Annotated in this window: 16 protein-coding genes; 7 read left to right on the top strand and 9 right to left on the bottom strand. The window is 67.9% G+C overall.

Annotated elements, in window-relative coordinates; all coding sequences use genetic code 11:
* Positions 1–66 precede the first annotated feature (66 nt).
* Entirely contained in the window at positions 67–657 is a 591-nt protein-coding gene (locus ATJ93_RS15670) for a YciE/YciF ferroxidase family protein (protein WP_120245585.1), read from the bottom strand.
* A gap of 46 nt (positions 658–703) precedes the next feature.
* Positions 704–1,030 (bottom strand): DUF5789 family protein, encoded by a 327-nt coding sequence (locus ATJ93_RS15665; protein WP_120245584.1) that lies wholly within the window; start codon positions 1,028–1,030, stop codon positions 704–706.
* Between the two features lie 220 nt (positions 1,031–1,250).
* On the opposite strand from ATJ93_RS15665, the gene ATJ93_RS15660 reads away from it, so the two are divergent.
* Entirely contained in the window at positions 1,251–2,033 is a 783-nt protein-coding gene (locus ATJ93_RS15660) for an MOSC domain-containing protein (RefSeq protein WP_120245583.1), read from the top strand.
* Here ATJ93_RS15660 and ATJ93_RS15655 read toward each other — a convergent pair.
* On the bottom strand, positions 2,030–2,710 hold the full coding sequence (locus ATJ93_RS15655; RefSeq protein ID WP_120245582.1) for a type 1 glutamine amidotransferase: 681 nt from the start codon (positions 2,708–2,710) through the stop codon (positions 2,030–2,032). The genes ATJ93_RS15660 and ATJ93_RS15655 overlap by 4 nt on opposite strands.
* Positions 2,711–2,776: 66 nt before the next feature.
* Complete coding sequence (locus ATJ93_RS15650; RefSeq protein ID WP_120245581.1) at positions 2,777–2,977, bottom strand: hypothetical protein; 201 nt, start codon at positions 2,975–2,977, stop codon at positions 2,777–2,779.
* Positions 2,978–3,128: 151 nt separating this feature from the next.
* Between ATJ93_RS15650 and ATJ93_RS15645 the strand changes: the two genes are divergently transcribed.
* A complete protein-coding gene (locus ATJ93_RS15645) occupies positions 3,129–3,470 on the top strand; it encodes a hypothetical protein (protein WP_120245580.1) in 342 nt (113 codons plus the stop codon).
* A 55-nt stretch (positions 3,471–3,525) separates the two neighbouring features.
* Here the strand turns inward: ATJ93_RS15645 and ATJ93_RS15640 are convergent, their stop codons facing one another.
* Positions 3,526–4,488: a DUF368 domain-containing protein gene (locus ATJ93_RS15640; RefSeq protein ID WP_120245579.1), complete on the bottom strand. Its 963-nt coding sequence runs from the start codon at positions 4,486–4,488 to the stop codon at positions 3,526–3,528.
* Between the two features lie 246 nt (positions 4,489–4,734).
* Positions 4,735–6,306, bottom strand: coding sequence for a SagB/ThcOx family dehydrogenase (locus ATJ93_RS15635; protein ID WP_120246028.1), 1,572 nt, complete (start codon positions 6,304–6,306; stop codon positions 4,735–4,737).
* Positions 6,307–6,387: 81 nt separating this feature from the next.
* Between ATJ93_RS15635 and ATJ93_RS15630 the strand changes: the two genes are divergently transcribed.
* Both ATJ93_RS15630 and ATJ93_RS15625 read left to right on the top strand, forming a co-directional pair.
* Positions 6,388–8,451, top strand: coding sequence for a MutS-related protein (locus ATJ93_RS15630; protein WP_120245578.1), 2,064 nt, complete (start codon positions 6,388–6,390; stop codon positions 8,449–8,451).
* An 89-nt stretch (positions 8,452–8,540) separates the two neighbouring features.
* Positions 8,541–8,708 carry a DUF1059 domain-containing protein gene (locus ATJ93_RS15625; protein ID WP_120245577.1) on the top strand — a complete coding sequence of 56 codons (168 nt, stop codon included), beginning with the start codon at positions 8,541–8,543 and terminating at the stop codon, positions 8,706–8,708.
* A gap of 34 nt (positions 8,709–8,742) precedes the next feature.
* Here ATJ93_RS15625 and ATJ93_RS15620 read toward each other — a convergent pair whose 3' ends face one another.
* The 3 genes from ATJ93_RS15620 to fmdA are packed head-to-tail and all read right to left on the bottom strand — an operon-like array spanning position 8,743 to position 12,950.
* Entirely contained in the window at positions 8,743–9,834 is a 1,092-nt protein-coding gene (locus ATJ93_RS15620) for a Gfo/Idh/MocA family protein (RefSeq protein WP_120245576.1), read from the bottom strand.
* Positions 9,835–9,889: 55 nt separating this feature from the next.
* Positions 9,890–11,647 carry a thermosome subunit beta gene (gene thsB / locus ATJ93_RS15615; protein ID WP_120245575.1) on the bottom strand — a complete coding sequence of 586 codons (1,758 nt, stop codon included), beginning with the start codon at positions 11,645–11,647 and terminating at the stop codon, positions 9,890–9,892.
* A 31-nt stretch (positions 11,648–11,678) separates the two neighbouring features.
* A complete protein-coding gene (fmdA, locus tag ATJ93_RS15610; RefSeq protein WP_120245574.1) occupies positions 11,679–12,950 on the bottom strand; it encodes a formamidase in 1,272 nt (423 codons plus the stop codon).
* 242 nt (positions 12,951–13,192) lie between these two features.
* Here fmdA and ATJ93_RS15605 point away from each other — a divergent pair, with 242 nt between their 5' ends.
* The 3 genes from ATJ93_RS15605 (at position 13,193) to ATJ93_RS15595 (ending at position 15,378) form a co-directional block, all read left to right on the top strand.
* Positions 13,193–14,323 carry an ORC1-type DNA replication protein gene (locus ATJ93_RS15605; protein WP_120245573.1) on the top strand — a complete coding sequence of 377 codons (1,131 nt, stop codon included), beginning with the start codon at positions 13,193–13,195 and terminating at the stop codon, positions 14,321–14,323.
* Between the two features lie 161 nt (positions 14,324–14,484).
* Positions 14,485–14,883: a DUF2267 domain-containing protein gene (locus ATJ93_RS15600; RefSeq protein WP_120245572.1), complete on the top strand. Its 399-nt coding sequence runs from the start codon at positions 14,485–14,487 to the stop codon at positions 14,881–14,883.
* Between the two features lie 72 nt (positions 14,884–14,955).
* Positions 14,956–15,378: a DUF2267 domain-containing protein gene (locus ATJ93_RS15595; protein WP_120245571.1), complete on the top strand. Its 423-nt coding sequence runs from the start codon at positions 14,956–14,958 to the stop codon at positions 15,376–15,378.
* Positions 15,379–15,380: the final 2 nt, after the last annotated feature.

Below are 15,380 nucleotides of genomic sequence, written 5' to 3'. Positions count from 1 at the left end.
GTCGCGCGGCAGTGGTGGTGTGGCTCTGTGACGGCGGTACGGCCGGGAGTGCGGGCGACGCATCGATCACAGTGAGCGATCCAGCGACGCCCGGTCGGCGGGATCGGCGGCCGTCCCGGCGGCGAGCAGCGTTTCGACGGCTTCGCCGTCGGCCAGCGAGTCGATCTCCGACCGGAGGTCCCGCTCGTCGTCGTAATTCTTCCGGAGCGCGTCGATGACCGCGTCGCCGGCGTCGTCCTCGAGCGTGCTGGCCAGCCCCATCGTCCGCTCGTAGGCCGTACACTCGATCGCCTCGAGTTTCAGCACCGTCTCGATGTAGAACAGCGGCCGGAGTTCGTCGTTCAGCACGACGTTGTTGAACTTCTCTTTGTCGGCGATCAGGCCGTCGAGTTCCGGGACGCGACGGGTGTCGGGAGCCTCGCCGAGCGCATCGAAAGCCTGTTCGATCCGCTCGATATGGCGATCGCCCTGTTCGCGGTGGCTGTCGATCGCATACTGCAGTTGTTCGCGACACTCCAGTTCGCGCAGGTCGTCCAGCGTATCGATCGCGACGTCGTTCGACAGCGTCTCGAGTTCGTCGCGGAGTTCCTGCTCGATGTAGTAGAGCCGCTCGAGTTCGGCCGTCAGTGCGTCGCGTGGGGTCTGTGTGGTACTCATGCGTGTGGAAGCGGTGAAATCGTGGGAAGATGAAGACGCAACTCGTTCAGAACGACTGCTGCATCCGCATGTGCTCGTCGGTGTCGTGGGGACTGTCGCCGCGGTCGCTGTACCGCGGTCGGCCGACGGCATCCCGCCTGACGCCGTTTAAGATCGCCAGCTCGAGTTCGTCCCGAGTTTCGTAGGTCTCGTGACCCGAGGTCTCGAGGACCGTCCGGAGCGAATCCGACTCCCGCGGGTAGGCGATCTCGACGTCAGCGTACTCCGCGAGTACCTCGTCGGTGGTCATCGGGAACGTCGCATCGGTGAACAGTTCGGTAACTGCGCCGATCTCGAGCGATCTGACCTCGTCGGCGTCGTCTGTGTGGCTCATCGAAGGGTCCTACCCGGATCGGCCGGATAGTAGTGTACCCTGCAAGCGACGACCGGCTTCCGTCGGGCGATTTCGCTCGTTCTCTTCGTCCGATCGCTGGTTCCGACCCCGGCCGCGGTCGGTAATTCGCGACGGTGCTTCTGAAAACCCGTCGTATGTCGCCCGCTGAACGTTGCTCGAACGAACATCTATACGTGGATCGCTCCGCTATTCGTCAATAATGGCACAACTCGAACGGCTCAGGGTGTACCCCGTGAAGGGCCTGGACGGCATCGATCTCGAGTCGGCGTCGATCCTCGAGGGCGGCACCGTCGAGTACGATCGCGAGTTCGCCCTGTTCGACGACGAGGGCGAGGTCATCAACGGCAAGCGAACCGACCGCGTCCACGACGTAGAGACCGATTTCGATCCCGCGACGCGCGAACTCGTCCTCGAGACGCCCGACGGTGAGCGCCAGCGGTTCGCCCTCGACTCCGAGAGCGACCGAGAGCGCGCCGAGGCGTGGTTCGGCGACTTCTTCGACGAGGAGGTGACCCTCGAGCGGGACCGATCGCTCGGCTACGTGGACCGTCGCGAGATGGGGCCGTCGGTCGTCAGCACGGCCACGCTTCGGGAAGTCGTCTCCTGGTTCGACGACGACGGGATGACCCTCGAGGGCGCGCGCCGTCGTATCCGTGCAAACGTCGAAATCTCCGGTGTCCCGGCGTTCTGGGAGGATCGATTCGTCGGCGAGGAAGCCCCGGCGTTCGAGATCGAGGGGATTCGGCTCGAGGGCGTCACCCCCTGCGGTCGCTGCGTCGTTCCCCAGCGCGACCCCGACACCGGCGAGCCGATCGCGGAGTTCCAGCGGCGGTTCGTCGAAAAGCGCGAGGAGACGTTCCCCGAGTGGGCCGACCCGGACGCCTTCGACCACTACTACACGCTGATGATCATCGCGAGCGTGCCGCCGGCCGATCGCGGCGAGGCGATTCGGGTGGGCGATACGGTCGAGGTCGTCGACTAGAGAGGTGCCGATCGCTCGCCGTTACCCCTCTCTGCGACGATGGCTGTAAAGTTCTCGACGAGCCGCGTCGCGTTCACGTCGTCGAGGCTACGTTCGTCCTCCGTCCAGTCGAAATCGGCCTCGAGTCGCGCCCGCAGGTCGGCGGTGTACTCGGGGTGGAACTGAACCGTCCACAGCGGCGCGGTCCGGTGGCGCGTCGCGAAGGCGCGATAGTAGTCCGCCGACGCGATGACCGTCATTTCGTCGCCGGGTTCGGTGACGACGTCGCCGTGAGTCGCGGGGACGACCGGCGAGAGGCCGTCGAACAGCGGTTCGTCGCCGTCTTCGAAGGTCACTTCGACCGGTCGGCTGGTCGTCTCGGCGGCCTCGACGGTGCCGCCGAGCGCGGCGTTTGCGATCTGGTGGCCGAAGCAGACGCCCAGCGTCGGAATCTCGCGATCGACCAGCTCCCGGACGAGTCGCTTCTGGTCCTCGGTCCACGGGTACTCGTCGGTCTCGTAGACCCCTGCCGTGCTGCCCGTGAGCACGACGCCGTCGGCGTCCTCGAGGTCGGGCCGCTCGTCCGCCGGGTAGTCGACCGCCTGTGCGTTCGGAACGAGCCCCTCGAGGGCGTCGCAGTGGAACTCGCAGGCGGAGTCGACCTCGTTGCGGACGACGACCAGCGTCGGCTCTGTCATCGCTTCGTCGTTGCACCGCGAGTCGAAAAACGGTATCGACGGTTCGACGGACGCGACGGGCGCGTTTCACTCTGCGAGTCGCCGATAGCCGGTCCGAGCCAGTCTTCCGGCGCCCACGACGGTCAGCACGGCTGCGCCGATCACGACGCTCGAGCGCACGACTGCGAACCGGGGAACCGGAGTGTACCGGCCGAGAACGAAGACGACCACCAGCAGGAGCCACAGCACGTACAGCCCCACGACAGTTCCCAAGAGCGCTTCGCGCATAGGTCCCCTTCTCCGTCAGTTCACTTACTACTACCGCGGGCTGAGAGAACCGGTCGAGAGCCCGGCCCCGTCTGGATCGCCGCGACACCTACTCGAGGCCGTTGAATACGCAAGGGAGGAATCGATCCGCTGCATCGGCGAACCGTCGAGTATGACCGACTACGAGATGCACGACCCCGACTTTTCGGGGACGACGACCGACGAGTGGGACGAGCCGCAACTCGAGGACTTCGACACCGACGACCTGAGCGAGGTCGCTGATCACTTCATCCTCTCGGCGTCGGGCTTTCCGCCGGAGAACTTCACGGACCTCAAACTTCCCGTGGTCGATCCGGACGGCAACCTGAACAAGAACGCCCTGCAGACGGCCAAAAGCGGCGGCCACGGCGTCGGCGCGGTCGACGAGCTGGACGACGACAAGCGGGACGAGATCGAGGACACGATCGACGAACTGGCGAACGAAAACTTCGAGGACGCCGACTTCGGCGACTGAGCGTTCGAGTGACGGCCTCGCCGCCCTCATCGACACGCTACCCGCTTCGACCCGATCACTCCGGATCGAATCCGCCGACGAGGTACTCGAGTGCGAACAGCGCGAGTGCGCCAAACGCGGCCCACGCGATCGTCAGGGCGATCGTCTCGGCGGTCCACGCGTGCGCCGCGCCGATGTTGTGCAGCGGCGCGGGAACCGAACCGGCGATGAGGCTCACCAGAAAGACGAGCGTCAGGTTCCGGCGCCGCGCTAGCGCGGCGCGGACGACGCGAGCGATCGTGACGAGGCCGACGACGCCGCCGACGACGAACAGGACGACCGTCGTTCCGGGCTCGACGACGGCCGCCGTCGACCCGTCCTCGAGAACGACGTCGCCGAGGGCGTGGACGAACGCGCTCAGCTCCGAGGAGAGGAAGACGTACTGGCCGAGCAGGATCAGGATGAGCGAGCCGGAGACGCCGGGCAGGATCATCGCGCTGACGGCGAGCGCGCCGGCGATGGCGATGACGACCGGGCCGCTGCCGGGCAGCGACACCAGGTCGGCGGCGACCAGCAGCGCGAGTCCGGCGCCGACGATCGCCGCCGCGACGTGGGTTCTGGAGGAGAACTCGAGGCTGCGGCCGAGCGTGACCGCCGAGGCGGCGATCAGTCCGGTGAAGAAGCCGAACATCGGGAGCGGATGCGACGAGGCGAGCGACGAGACGATATCGGCGATGAGGACGACGGCGGTGACCATCCCGACGCCCAGCGGGATCAGAAACTGCAGGTCGAGCTCGAGCAGCGCCTCGCGCGCGCTCGTTCGCCGATCGGGGTGGTACCCCCGAAGGACGGTGATGATTCGGCTCGGCGTCAGCGCCGTGACGGCCGCGATCAGCCGCCCGTAGAAGCCCAGCAGGAGCGCGACGGTGCCGCCGGAGACGCCCGGGAGCGCGTCCGCCGTCCCCATGCAGAGCCCGTAGGCGTACGTGCGCAGCAGTTCGAACCGATCGACCGCGAGGTCGAGTCGTTCATACCCCATGCGTTCGCCCCTGGAGAGCGTCGGTCGCGGTCCGGACAGCCGTCGGTCGACACCGTCGTCTCGAGTCCGCCCGCACGGACTCGTGCGTCGGTTGCATGTCTGAGAGGGAGACGCCGACACGTATAAAAGTACGATTCCGCATCAGATATCGGCGGTTCCGGTTCCGGCCGCTCGCTCGCTCCGTCCAGCAGCGCCCAGCGTGGTGCCGTAGGCCGAATCGACCGACGTTCCCGCGACGGTGCGGCGTCAGGCCGGGTGCCCCATCGTATAGAGAAACAGCGGCGTCTGTCCGGCGGCCCGCGGCGCGAAGAAGTCCGTCACGACGTCGTCGTAGAAAGTGAGTCCGGTACCGCCCAGATCACGGTGTGCGTACGTCGCGAGGTAGAGCCGGCCCGCAGTTAGCGACGCCTCGAGTTGTGCAACGCGGTAGCCGCGATCGCCTATCGCGTCGGTGATCGCCTCGAGATCGGTCAGAAAGTACAGACAGACCGCGGCGTCGCCGCCCAGCCGCTGGTCTAACGCGAGGTGGCTCGCTTCCCGTCGGAACTCGCCGCTCCGGAGCCGCTCGAGTTCTCCCGCGGCCGGGTGGTAGTGGTAGGTACCGGGCTCGAGGCCGTCGACGGCGGTGACGAGCAGGTAGGGGTCGACGAACGACAGCGGCGGCGCGTCGGCGGGGCGAACGTCCATCGGAACGCCCCGCACGGCGCGATCGAGGACGGTCGACAACTTGCGGAAGCTGATCGACTCGCGGGCGTACTCGCGACAGGAGCCGCGCCGGCGGATCGTCCGGTGGAGCGGCCGACTCGAGGCCGTCTCAGAGTCGACCGGCTCGAGGGCAATGCGCTCGCCGTTGCCCGGATCGCGGCGGCCGATCGGGCCGTCCGAACGGACGCTGCGCCACCGCTCGGCGCTGGCGCCGTCCTCGAGCGTCCCGGCGCGCCAGGCCTCGTGGATCAGCGCGAACTCCCGCTCGGTCGGCGAGAGTGGTTCCGTGTCGGGATCGATCGGCTCGAGGTCGGGCGTCTCGTCGGACGGATCGCCGGCGCTGGACCCCGAGCCGATCGGCACGATCTCGAGGGGCGCCTCGCGCTCGGGATCGACGCCGAGCAGGTCGGCGACGGGCTCGTCGGCGAACCCGGTCACGACCTCGGCGCGGTAGTCCAGCGCGTGGGCGACCGCCAGCAGGTTCGCGAGCGTCGTCCCCGAATCCCAGAAGGCGTGGCGGAAGGTCCGCTCCTCGTACTTCCAGGCGTTGCGCCACCACGTCGACGTGGCGACGATGGACAGCGGCGCGTCGGCGACGGCGTCGTGCTCGGTCGCGGCGGCCAGCACGCCGCGGTAGTCGCCCTCGCGGAGCACGTCCAGCGACAGGGTTCGCGGATCGAAGTGGTAGACGCCGGCCGCGAGGCCGGATTCCACTCGAGTCGCATCGTCTCCTCGATCCTCGAGGTCGCCGCAGACGACGTACAGATCGACGTGGTAGAGCGCGCCGGTCGTCGCCGCGGCGCGGAACAGGTGGGTACGGCCGCGGCGCTCGATGGCCTTCGTGATGCCAGCCGCGTAATAACAGAGGGCGGTGACGGTCTCGAGCGTCGGCTTCTCGCGCACCGGGTCGCCGTCCGGCGTTGACTCGGCGATCGCCGACAGCGCCGGCTGCTGGGGCGGCCGGATGCGATCCGCGAGGGGTTTCGTCGGCAGGTCGATATACGCCTTGTACGGCCGCGGCTTGTTGTCGAAGTTCAGCCCGCTCGCGCCCTCGCGGACGCTTCGCGGCGAGTGTTTCGTCCGCTCGTGGTACTCGAGCGCGTCGGTCGGCATGCGGAACGGTACCACGCCGCCGCCGTAAAACCCGGGCGGGAACTTTTTCTCGCTTCGGTTGGATACGACCGTCGAGAAGCAATGGACCTCGAGTCGATCCCGGGCGTGGGCGAAAAGACCGCTCGGGCGCTGTCGGAACTCGACGATCCCGAGCGAGCGTTGCGCGCGGGCGACGTCGCGACGATCGCGACCGCACCCGGGATCAGCCAGGGCCGGGCCGCCCGCATCGCGCGCGGCGCGATCCGCCACGAACACGACGATCCCGGCGGCTTCCTCGCGACCGACCGCGCCAGAGAGATCTACCGCGAGGTCCTCGGCCTCCTCAAGCAACGGACGGTCACCGACTACGCTGCCCAGCGCCTCGAGACGATCTATCCGAGCCCCTGCCGATCGCGCATCGAGGAGGTCCGGGAGTTCGCCCGCGAGGCCCTCGAGCGCGAGCCCGACCCCGACGTGCTCGCGGCGCTCGAGGGGGTCGAACCCCTCCGACAGCCGGGCGACGTGCGGGTGCGCGAGCGCTGTCTGGCGACGACCGACGCCGAACGCTATTCGGAAGCGAAAGCGGCGATTCCCGAACTCTCCGTCGAGGTTGTCGAGGACGCGCAGGGACTGGCCGAACTCGCGCGGGGCTACTCGACGGTCATCGCCCTGGACGAATCGTTCGCCGGCGTCACCGTCGAGGGCGACGTGCAGGTCCGGCCCGACGCCCTCGAGAACCCGGCCGAGATCGTCCCCGAACGGCCGCTGTCGTTCTTCGCGCGGAACCGCGACCGGCTGCGCGCGGCGATCGACGTTCACCGAGCCGCCGACCTCGAGGCCGAGTGCGACCTCGAAGCGCTCGAGGACGGCCTCTCGCGACTCGAGGACGACGGCACCGTCGCGGGCGACGACGAACTCGACCGGCTGACGACGGCCGTCGACGACCTCGACGCGGCTGCGAGCGCGGCGGAAAGCGTCGCGAACGACCAGCTCCGGGACGCGATCCGCGAGGAGGACGTGACGATCGAAGGCTCGGACCTCCTCTCCTTAGTCGAGCGCGGGGCCGGCGTCGACTCCTTGCTCTCCCGGGAGTTGGCCGACGAGTACGCCGCGGCCGTCGAGGCCGCTCGCGAGCACCTGATCGATGCACTCGACCTCGATACCGGCGAGGCCGAGATCGCGCGCCGCGTCTTCGGCGACGAACCGACGTTCCCCGTGGAGCGCGACGAAGACGCCGTCAGCCGCCTGCGAGAGGAACTCACCGCCGCGAAGGAACGCCGTGCGGGGCGGCTCAAGCGCGAACTCGCGGCCGACCTGGCCGACCAGCGCGAGGGCGCCCGCGGGCTCGTCCGGACGGCCCTCGAGTTGGACGTGGAACTCGCGGTCGCCCGGTTCGCGGCCGATTTCGAGTGCACGATGCCGGAGTTCGTCTGGGACGCTTCCGTATCCGACGACGAGATCGGTTTCGACATCGAAGGCGGCCGCTCGCCCCTGCTCGACGAGCCGCTCGAGGCGATCGACCCCGTCGATTACGACGTCTCGGGCGTCGCCCTGCTCTCGGGGGTCAACAGCGGCGGGAAGACCTCGACGCTGGATCTGGTCGCGAGCGTCGTCGTCCTGGCCCACATGGGCCTGCCGGTCCCCGCCGAGGACACCGAACTGCGCCGGTTCGACGATCTGCACTACCACGCCAAGACCCAGGGGACGCTCGACGCCGGCGCTTTCGAGTCGACGGTGCGGGAGTTCGCCGACCTCGCACAGGGTGGCGAGGGCTCGCTCGTGCTGGTCGACGAACTCGAGAGCATCACCGAGCCCGGCGCCTCCGCGAAGATCATCGCCGGCATCCTCGAGGCCTTAGCGGAGAACGGCGCGACGGCCGTCTTCGTCTCCCACCTGGCGGGCGAGATCCGCGAGATGGCCGACTTCGACGTCACGGTCGACGGCATCGAGGCCGTCGGGCTGGTCGACGGCGAACTCGAGGTGAACCGCTCGCCGGTCAAGGACCACCTCGCGCGGTCGACGCCGGAGCTGATCGTCGAGAAGCTGGCGACCGAGAACGGGACCGGCGACGGCGATTCCGGGGCGGTCGCGACCAACGGCGGCCGCGCGACGGCCGACGCCGCCGAGCCCGGCTTCTACGATCGATTGCTCGAGAAGTTCGAGTGACCGACCACCCGCCGACGAGAGACGGGGAAGTCTATCCCCTGTACTATGCAAGTAGTAGCCCTACCTCCCGACGTAGCCACTTTCGTGGTATGCCGTACCAATTCGAGTGCTCCGAGGGGAACTGCCAGTTTCGCATCCGCTCGAGCAGTTCCGACGAGGTAGAACGGCTCGTTCGCGCCCACGTTCGCATGGTTCACAACGGCCGGATCGATCGCGCCGACCTCGAGCGCGGTATCGACCAGGTCGAACTTGCCTGACGGTATCCGCTAGGGGTGTCTCCATCTCGCCTGCTCACTCCGGGAACGTCTCCGGCAGCGGCGCCGGTCGCTCGCAGTCGCTCTCGAGCCCGACGTGTTCCTCCCGTTCGGCGGCCCGCCGAACGCCGGCCATGATCTCGAGGGCGTGGTACGCACGCCGGCCGCTGGTGCGGTGCGTCCAGTCGTCGTGCTGCAGCGATCGGGCGAGGTCGGCGACGCCGACGCCCCGGCCGGCGGTGTAGCTGTGGGTGTGCTGGACGCTCTCGAATTCGTCGGCGCCGCGCTCGCGGACGCGAACGTCTCCGTCGAAATCGTTCGGATCGGGGAGCTGCAGCGTCCCTTCGGTCCCGTAGAGTTCGAACAGCGGCGACGGACCCGACGTGCCGCCGACCGCGTCGAAGCTGAGCTGGAGGTTCGCGATCGCACCGTTCTCGAAGGTGACGACGCCGGCCTCGTGGGTCGGCACCTCGACGTCGATGGTCTCGCCGGTTCGGGGGCCGCTCCCGATCGTTCGCTCCTCGAAGGCCCGTCCAGTTGCCCCTGTCACGCTCGTGGCCGGTCCGAGCAGCGCGATCAGCGCGCCGACGTAGTACGGCCCCATGTCGAACAGCGGGCCGCCGCCTTCCTGATAGTACAGGTCCGGATTCGGGTGCCACGACTCGTGGCCGCCGAACACCAAGTGCGCCGTCGCGCCGATCGGCCGTCCGATGCGCCCTGCCTCGAGCACCGCCCGGGCGGTCTGAAGTCCGGCGCCCAGCACCGTATCGGGCGCCGAACCGACGCGGAGGCCGCGTTCGTCGGCCGTCTCGAGAATCGCCTTCGCGTCCTCGAGGTTGGTCGCGAGCGGCTTCTCGGTGTAGACGTGGGTGTCGGCCGCCAGCGCCTGCGTGATGACCTCGGCGTGGGCCGTCGGCGGGGTCAGGTTGATCGCGATGTCGACGGCCGGATCGGCCAGCAGGTCCTCGACCGAGCGGACCTCGAGGCCGTACTCGGCGGCCGTCGCCTCGGCGCGCTCGCGCTCGAGGTCGGCGCAGGCGGTGATGCGGTAGCTATCGAAGCGGCCGTTCGCCTCGCAGTACGCGTCGGCGATGGTGCCGCAGCCGACGATGCCGGCGGTGAGTGTCATGTACCCGCGTTTCCCGCCTGCGTGGTAAAGTCACCCGATCTCGATATCGAGGTGGTCAGTGTCCGATCGCCCAGGGATAGCCGTCGGTGCTCGCCCGTGCGCCTGAATCCGCGTGCTCGTGACCCCGGTCGTGTCCGTCTTCCGACGGGCCGGAGTCCGCTACCGACTGCGCCGACTCCGCGAGGACGGCATCGATCCGGAGTATCGCGGCCGTCGCTTCGAACGCCGTCGCGAGCGTTCGATCCAGAACGGCCCGCGGCTCGAGGACGCCGGTTTCCACCATATCTGCAACCCCGCCGTTCGTGTCAACCCCGGCCGCAGACCGGCCCGAAGCGTGCTCAGCTCGGAGTTCGGTCACGACGTCGATCGGATCGCGGCCGGCGTTTCTCGCTAGCGTCCGCGGAATCGACTCGAGCGCCGTCGCGAACGCGTCGACGGCGAGTTGTTCCCGCTCGTCGAACCGGCGCGCCCGCTGTGAGAGGTCCTGCGCCAGTGCCATCGGGGTTGCGCCGCCGCCGGGAACGACACCCCCGTCTCGAGCGACCGACGCGGTGACGGCGAGACAGTCGTCGATGATCCGTCGGGTCTCATCGGCGACCTGCGGCGTGCCGCCCCGGAGCAGCAGGGACGCATGCTCGTTGCTCGGACAGCCCGCGATGACGAGGACCGGATTCGAACCGATCGTGCGCCGCTCGACCGTTTCTGCGCGGCCGGTCGCCTGCCGATCCAGATCCGCGATCGAGTACGCCGCTCGCGCTCCCGTCGCCGCCGCGAGGGCGTCGAACTCGTCCTGCCGCGTCCGCTCCGCGACGACGATTCCCTCGCGCTCGAGGGCTTCGCGGATTCGCTCGTCGACGGACTGCTGGCAGACGAGGACGTCGACGCTACGGTCCCGGAGGCGGTCGACGACCCGCGAGCGCTCCTCGCGTTCCGACTCGCGGAGTGTCTCGAGCTCGTCGGGTGTAGTTATCGTCGGCGTCGTTACCGCGTCAGCCTCCTGAACGCCGATTTCGTGACTGACGAGTGCGATGCGGGCGTCCGTCACCGAGCGATCGGCGGTGCGAGTCCGCCCGTCGCGGTCGCGTTCGATCGTCGTCGACGACGCGTCCAGATCGATCACCAGGCCGTCGATCAGTTCCGACGCCTCGAGCGGCGCACCGGCGTAGGATTTTCGCGCGATCGATTCCGTCTCGAAATCGACCGCTCGAGCCGCCGACACGGCGAGGTCGGCGAACCGATCGATCGACGCGTCGTCCCAGTCGTTCGTGGCGGCGGTGCGCGCGACGGCTCGCAGGGTTTCGTCGTCGCCGCGGTCGACTGCAGTCTCGTACTCCGCGAGTCGCTCTCGAGCGTCCCGGGCCGCCGTTCCGTAGCCGGCGACGACGGTCGTCGGATGGAGTCCGTCCTCGAGCAGCGAGGCGGCCGCGTCGAGCAACGCGCCGGTCAGCAGCACGGCCGTCGTCGTCCCGTCGCCGACGGCCGCCGCCTGCGCCTCGGCGACGTCGACGACCGCTCGAGCGACGGGATCGGCGATCTCCAGGCTCTTCAGGACGTTCGCGCCGTCGTTCGTGACGACGACCCGCCCGTTGCGCCCGACGAGCATCTTGTGTCGCCCGTTCGGTCCCAGCGTCGTCCGCAGCGTCTCGGCGACGGCCGTCGCCGCGGCGACGTTCGATCGCCGAACGCTCGCGGGGTCGGTTTCCGACCCGGTTTGCTCGCGGAAGGTCTCGCGCTCGAGGTCGCTGGTCGCGTCGGTCGGAACGTGAACGGAGTCCGGTCCTCGAGTCGACCGGTTCGGTGGTGATCGCGTCATTGGTGGCGTCGGTAGTGACGGGTTCCGCGGATCATCCGAGCGGATCGTCCGTGACGACGACGTCGCCGCGGTCTTCGTCGCTGCCGAGCGTCTCCGGGGAGACGTCGAAGTCGAACACGCCCTTCGGGAGCGCGAGCGTCGAACACGCGTTCGGCACGTCGACGACGCCGCTCTGGCGTCCCTCGACGGGGACCGTCCCGAGGATGTGCAGCGCCTGCTGACCGGTGTAGCCGAACTGTTTGAGGTAGTCGATCGCCTGCAGCGAGGCGCGCCGGTAGGCCGTGTGGGAGTCGAGGTAGCGCTGCTCGCCGTCCTCGGTCACCGAGTAGCCGCAGAACGTGACGTAATCCTCGAAGGTCGGGCCGCGGTGGCCCGGCTCGAAGATCGGGTGATCGACGCCCAGTTTGTCCATCCCGTCCTTGACGAGGTCGAACTTCACGTCGACGTAGGCGGCCATCTCGATCGCCCCGCAGAAGGTGATCTCGCCGTCGCCCTGCGAGGCGTGGAAGTCGCCGACGGCGAACTTGGCGCCGTCGACGTAGACCGGGAAGTACACCGTCGACCCGATCGAGAGATCCTTGATGTCGTGGTTGCCGCCGTGTTCGCGCGGCGGGACGGTCCGTGCGGCTTCTTCGGCGGCTTCCTCGGCTTCGTCGGGGTCCATCTCCCCCATCAGTGCACCCTCCGTCGTCGGCGGATTCGCTACGGGCGGCTCCGCCTCACCGGTCGGGTGGTTCTGGATCGAGTCGGGATCCTCCGCGTGGCGCTCCATCAGTTCCCGTTCGCGCTCGTTCCACTCCTCGAGCAGTTCCTGACTCGGGGCGCAACCGGCCAGTCCCGGATGGATTTTGCCCTCGTAGCGGACGTCGGGAACGTGCCGGGACGAGACGGTGTAGCCGTCAAGGTCCCAGATCGATTTGGCGGCGTTCGGAAAGTGATCCGTCAGAAAGCCGCCGCCGTTCTGCTGGGAGAACGTCCCGGTGAAGCCGAACTCCGCGCGGTCGTTGAGCGGCCCCATGTCGAGGAACTCGACTTTCAGCAGATCGCCGGGCTCGGCGCCGTTTACTTCCACCGGGCCGGCGAGGTAGTGGACCTGCGATAGATCGACATCCCGGACCTCGTTTGCGTCATCGTTGTCCCGAATCTGGCCACCCGTCCAGTCGAGCGCCTCGAGTCGCATCGTGTCGCCGGGATCAGCCTCGACGACGGCGGGAATATCCGGATGCCATCGATTAAACGGGTTCGCGCCGGGTTGGTCGTCTGGCGGTGCGTCGACGTCAACCTCGAATGCTACTTCTGGCATTGTGCCAGTGATTCCCAACCACAATACGCAATAAAATGTTTTCCCGTGAACAGGTGCGACTCACCTAGGGAATATTATCCGTTTGCAGATGTTGGCTATTCTGATGGATTTTCGAAAGCCATCGTTGTGTGAACGAGCCGACTCGGTCGAACGAAGCAGAACTCGATAATCGTCCGCAACTGCGCGAGTAATGGCGTCTTCGCTACGAACAACTAAGTAGCTTCGACAGCGTGGTGAAAGTGATGGCAGACGACCCCGAGGAGGGGATGTTGTCGTGGGACGAATCCGTGTTCAGGGACGAGCACGTCTTCGAAATCGACTACGTCCCCGAGACGTTCAAGCACCGCGAGGCCCAGACCGAGAGCCTGACGTACGCGCTCCGGCCGGCGGTGCGCGGGTCGCGACCGCTGAACGTGATGGTCCGCGGGCCGCCCGGCACCGGCAAGACGACGGCCATCCAGAAGCTGTTCGACGAGGTCGGCGCTCAGACCAGCGACGTCCGCACCATCCGCGTCAACTGTCAGGTCAACGCGACCCGCTACTCGGTGTTCTCGAGACTGTTCGAGGGGACCTTCGATTACGAGCCGCCCTCCTCGGGGATCTCGTTCAAGAAGCTGTTCGGCCAGATCGCCGAGAAACTCGTCGAGGAGGACAAGGTGCTGGTCGTCGCCTTGGACGACGTCAACTACCTCTTCTACGAGAACGAGGCCTCCGACACGCTGTACTCGCTGCTTCGGGCCCACGAGGAGTACCCGGGCGCGAAGATCGGCGTCGTCGTCGTCTCCTCCGATCCCGCCTTGGACGTCATCGACGAACTCGACTCGCGGGTCCAGAGCGTCTTCCGCCCCGAGGACGTCTACTTCCCGGTCTACGACCAGCCCGAAATTGTCGACATCCTCGAGGAGCGGGTGAAACGGGGGTTCCACGACGGCGTCATCGGCCGCGACACCCTCGAGTACGTCGCCGAACTCACGGCCGACAGCGGCGACCTGCGCGTCGGGATCGACCTCCTGCGTCGGGCCGGGCTGAACGCCGAGATGCGCGCGAGCCGCACCGTCGAGCGCCAGGACGTCGAGGAAGCCTACGAGAAGTCCAAGTACATCAACCTCGCGCGCAGCCTCTCGGGGCTGACCGACACCGAGCGGGCGCTGCTCGAGGTGATCGCCCACCGCGACGGCGAGCAGGCCGGGGACATCTACGAGGCGTTCCACGAGCGGACCGATCTGGGCTACACGCGGTACTCGGAGATCGTCAACAAACTCGACCAATTGGGGCTGATCGACGCCGAGTACACGGACGTCGACGGCCGCGGGCGCTCGCGGTCGCTGTCGCTGTCCTACGAGAAGGACGCGGTGTTGAACCGGCTCGAGTGACCGGTCGTCGCGCTCGTCTCCTTCGTCCCGCGTTTCCACCGCAATTTCGAGCGCGATCCCTATCGCTCGAGAGGAATCGTACCCGGTCCGCACGGCGCCGCTCGTCCGTGCCAGCAGTCGCCGGCCCAACCGCCACGGACGATTCCGTCCAAGCCCGGGACATGGAACGCCACGACTTCTACGGCTCCGTCCAGTACGAGGCGAACCTCGCCGACGAAGCCGACGCCCGCGACGCCACGCAGGCGGTGCTCTCCGCGCTGGGCGAACGGTTAGACGAGACGCGCCTGCAGCGCATCGACGGCGAACTGCCCGCCGAGATCGGCGATCACCTCGTCGAGGGCGCCTCCGGTCGGCGGCTCGACTACGACGGGTTCCTCGAGCGGATCACCGAGCGCGCCGACCGGGCCGATACGAGCGAACCGGAGGTACTCGCGCAGGCGGTCGTGGGAACCATGCTCGAGCACATCAGCGACGAGGAGGCCGAGGGACTGCGCGAGCGACTCGAGGAACTCGAGTTCGGCGCGGCGATTCCGGAGACCGGGCCGGGCGCCAGGAGTTAGCCGAGGCTCGTCGGCCGCCACCCGGCAGTTGCCGCCCGAACCGTGAGGGCCCGAGTCGCCCTTGCTACGCACATGGAACAAACAGAGCTACTCCAGACGGTGAGCGACCGCGCCGCCGCCGACGCGGACGAGGAATCGGCCGACGACGCGACCCGGGCGGTTCTCCAGACGCTCGGGGAGCGACTGAGCGAGGACGAAGCTGAGGACTTGGCCGCGCAGTTGCCAGGTGATCTGAGCCAGCACCTCACGGAGGGCGAGTCGGGCCAGCGCTTCTCCGAGGAGGAGTTCGTCTCCCGGATCGACCAGCGCATGGACACCACCGAACTGCACGGCGAAGAAGCGGCGACGACCGTCCTCGGAACGGTCCTCGAGGCGGTCGACGAGAGCGAGCGCGCCGCGGTCGTCGATCAACTCGAACACTACGGGTTCGGCGAACTGCTCGCGGAGACAGATGCGGACGCCGACGTCAACGAGCGGACGCCGGGCGAGTACTGACT

Origin of the sequence: Halopiger aswanensis (assembly GCF_003610195.1) — an archaeon.
GTDB classification, from domain to species: Archaea; Halobacteriota; Halobacteria; order Halobacteriales; family Natrialbaceae; genus Halopiger; species Halopiger aswanensis.
Note: the sequence above shows the minus strand (reverse complement) of the source record. Positions and strands in the feature narration are given on the sequence as shown.

Excerpts from the sequence above, each read along its gene's own strand:
- ATJ93_RS15670 (WP_120245585.1), bottom strand. The coding sequence starts at position 657 with ATGAGTACCACACAGACCCCACGCGACGCACTGACGGCCGAACTCGAG.
- ATJ93_RS15665 (WP_120245584.1), bottom strand. The coding sequence starts at position 1,030 with ATGAGCCACACAGACGACGCCGACGAGGTCAGATCGCTCGAGATCGGC.
- ATJ93_RS15660 (WP_120245583.1), top strand. The coding sequence starts at position 1,251 with ATGGCACAACTCGAACGGCTCAGGGTGTACCCCGTGAAGGGCCTGGAC.
- ATJ93_RS15655 (WP_120245582.1), bottom strand. The coding sequence starts at position 2,710 with ATGACAGAGCCGACGCTGGTCGTCGTCCGCAACGAGGTCGACTCCGCC.
- ATJ93_RS15650 (WP_120245581.1), bottom strand. The coding sequence starts at position 2,977 with ATGCGCGAAGCGCTCTTGGGAACTGTCGTGGGGCTGTACGTGCTGTGG.
- ATJ93_RS15645 (WP_120245580.1), top strand. The coding sequence starts at position 3,129 with ATGACCGACTACGAGATGCACGACCCCGACTTTTCGGGGACGACGACC.
- ATJ93_RS15640 (WP_120245579.1), bottom strand. The coding sequence starts at position 4,488 with ATGGGGTATGAACGACTCGACCTCGCGGTCGATCGGTTCGAACTGCTG.
- ATJ93_RS15635 (WP_120246028.1), bottom strand. The coding sequence starts at position 6,306 with ATGCCGACCGACGCGCTCGAGTACCACGAGCGGACGAAACACTCGCCG.
- ATJ93_RS15630 (WP_120245578.1), top strand. The coding sequence starts at position 6,388 with ATGGACCTCGAGTCGATCCCGGGCGTGGGCGAAAAGACCGCTCGGGCG.
- ATJ93_RS15625 (WP_120245577.1), top strand. The coding sequence starts at position 8,541 with ATGCCGTACCAATTCGAGTGCTCCGAGGGGAACTGCCAGTTTCGCATC.
- ATJ93_RS15620 (WP_120245576.1), bottom strand. The coding sequence starts at position 9,834 with ATGACACTCACCGCCGGCATCGTCGGCTGCGGCACCATCGCCGACGCG.
- thsB (WP_120245575.1), bottom strand. The coding sequence starts at position 11,647 with ATGACGCGATCACCACCGAACCGGTCGACTCGAGGACCGGACTCCGTT.
- fmdA (WP_120245574.1), bottom strand. The coding sequence starts at position 12,950 with ATGCCAGAAGTAGCATTCGAGGTTGACGTCGACGCACCGCCAGACGAC.
- ATJ93_RS15605 (WP_120245573.1), top strand. The coding sequence starts at position 13,193 with ATGGCAGACGACCCCGAGGAGGGGATGTTGTCGTGGGACGAATCCGTG.
- ATJ93_RS15600 (WP_120245572.1), top strand. The coding sequence starts at position 14,485 with ATGGAACGCCACGACTTCTACGGCTCCGTCCAGTACGAGGCGAACCTC.
- ATJ93_RS15595 (WP_120245571.1), top strand. The coding sequence starts at position 14,956 with ATGGAACAAACAGAGCTACTCCAGACGGTGAGCGACCGCGCCGCCGCC.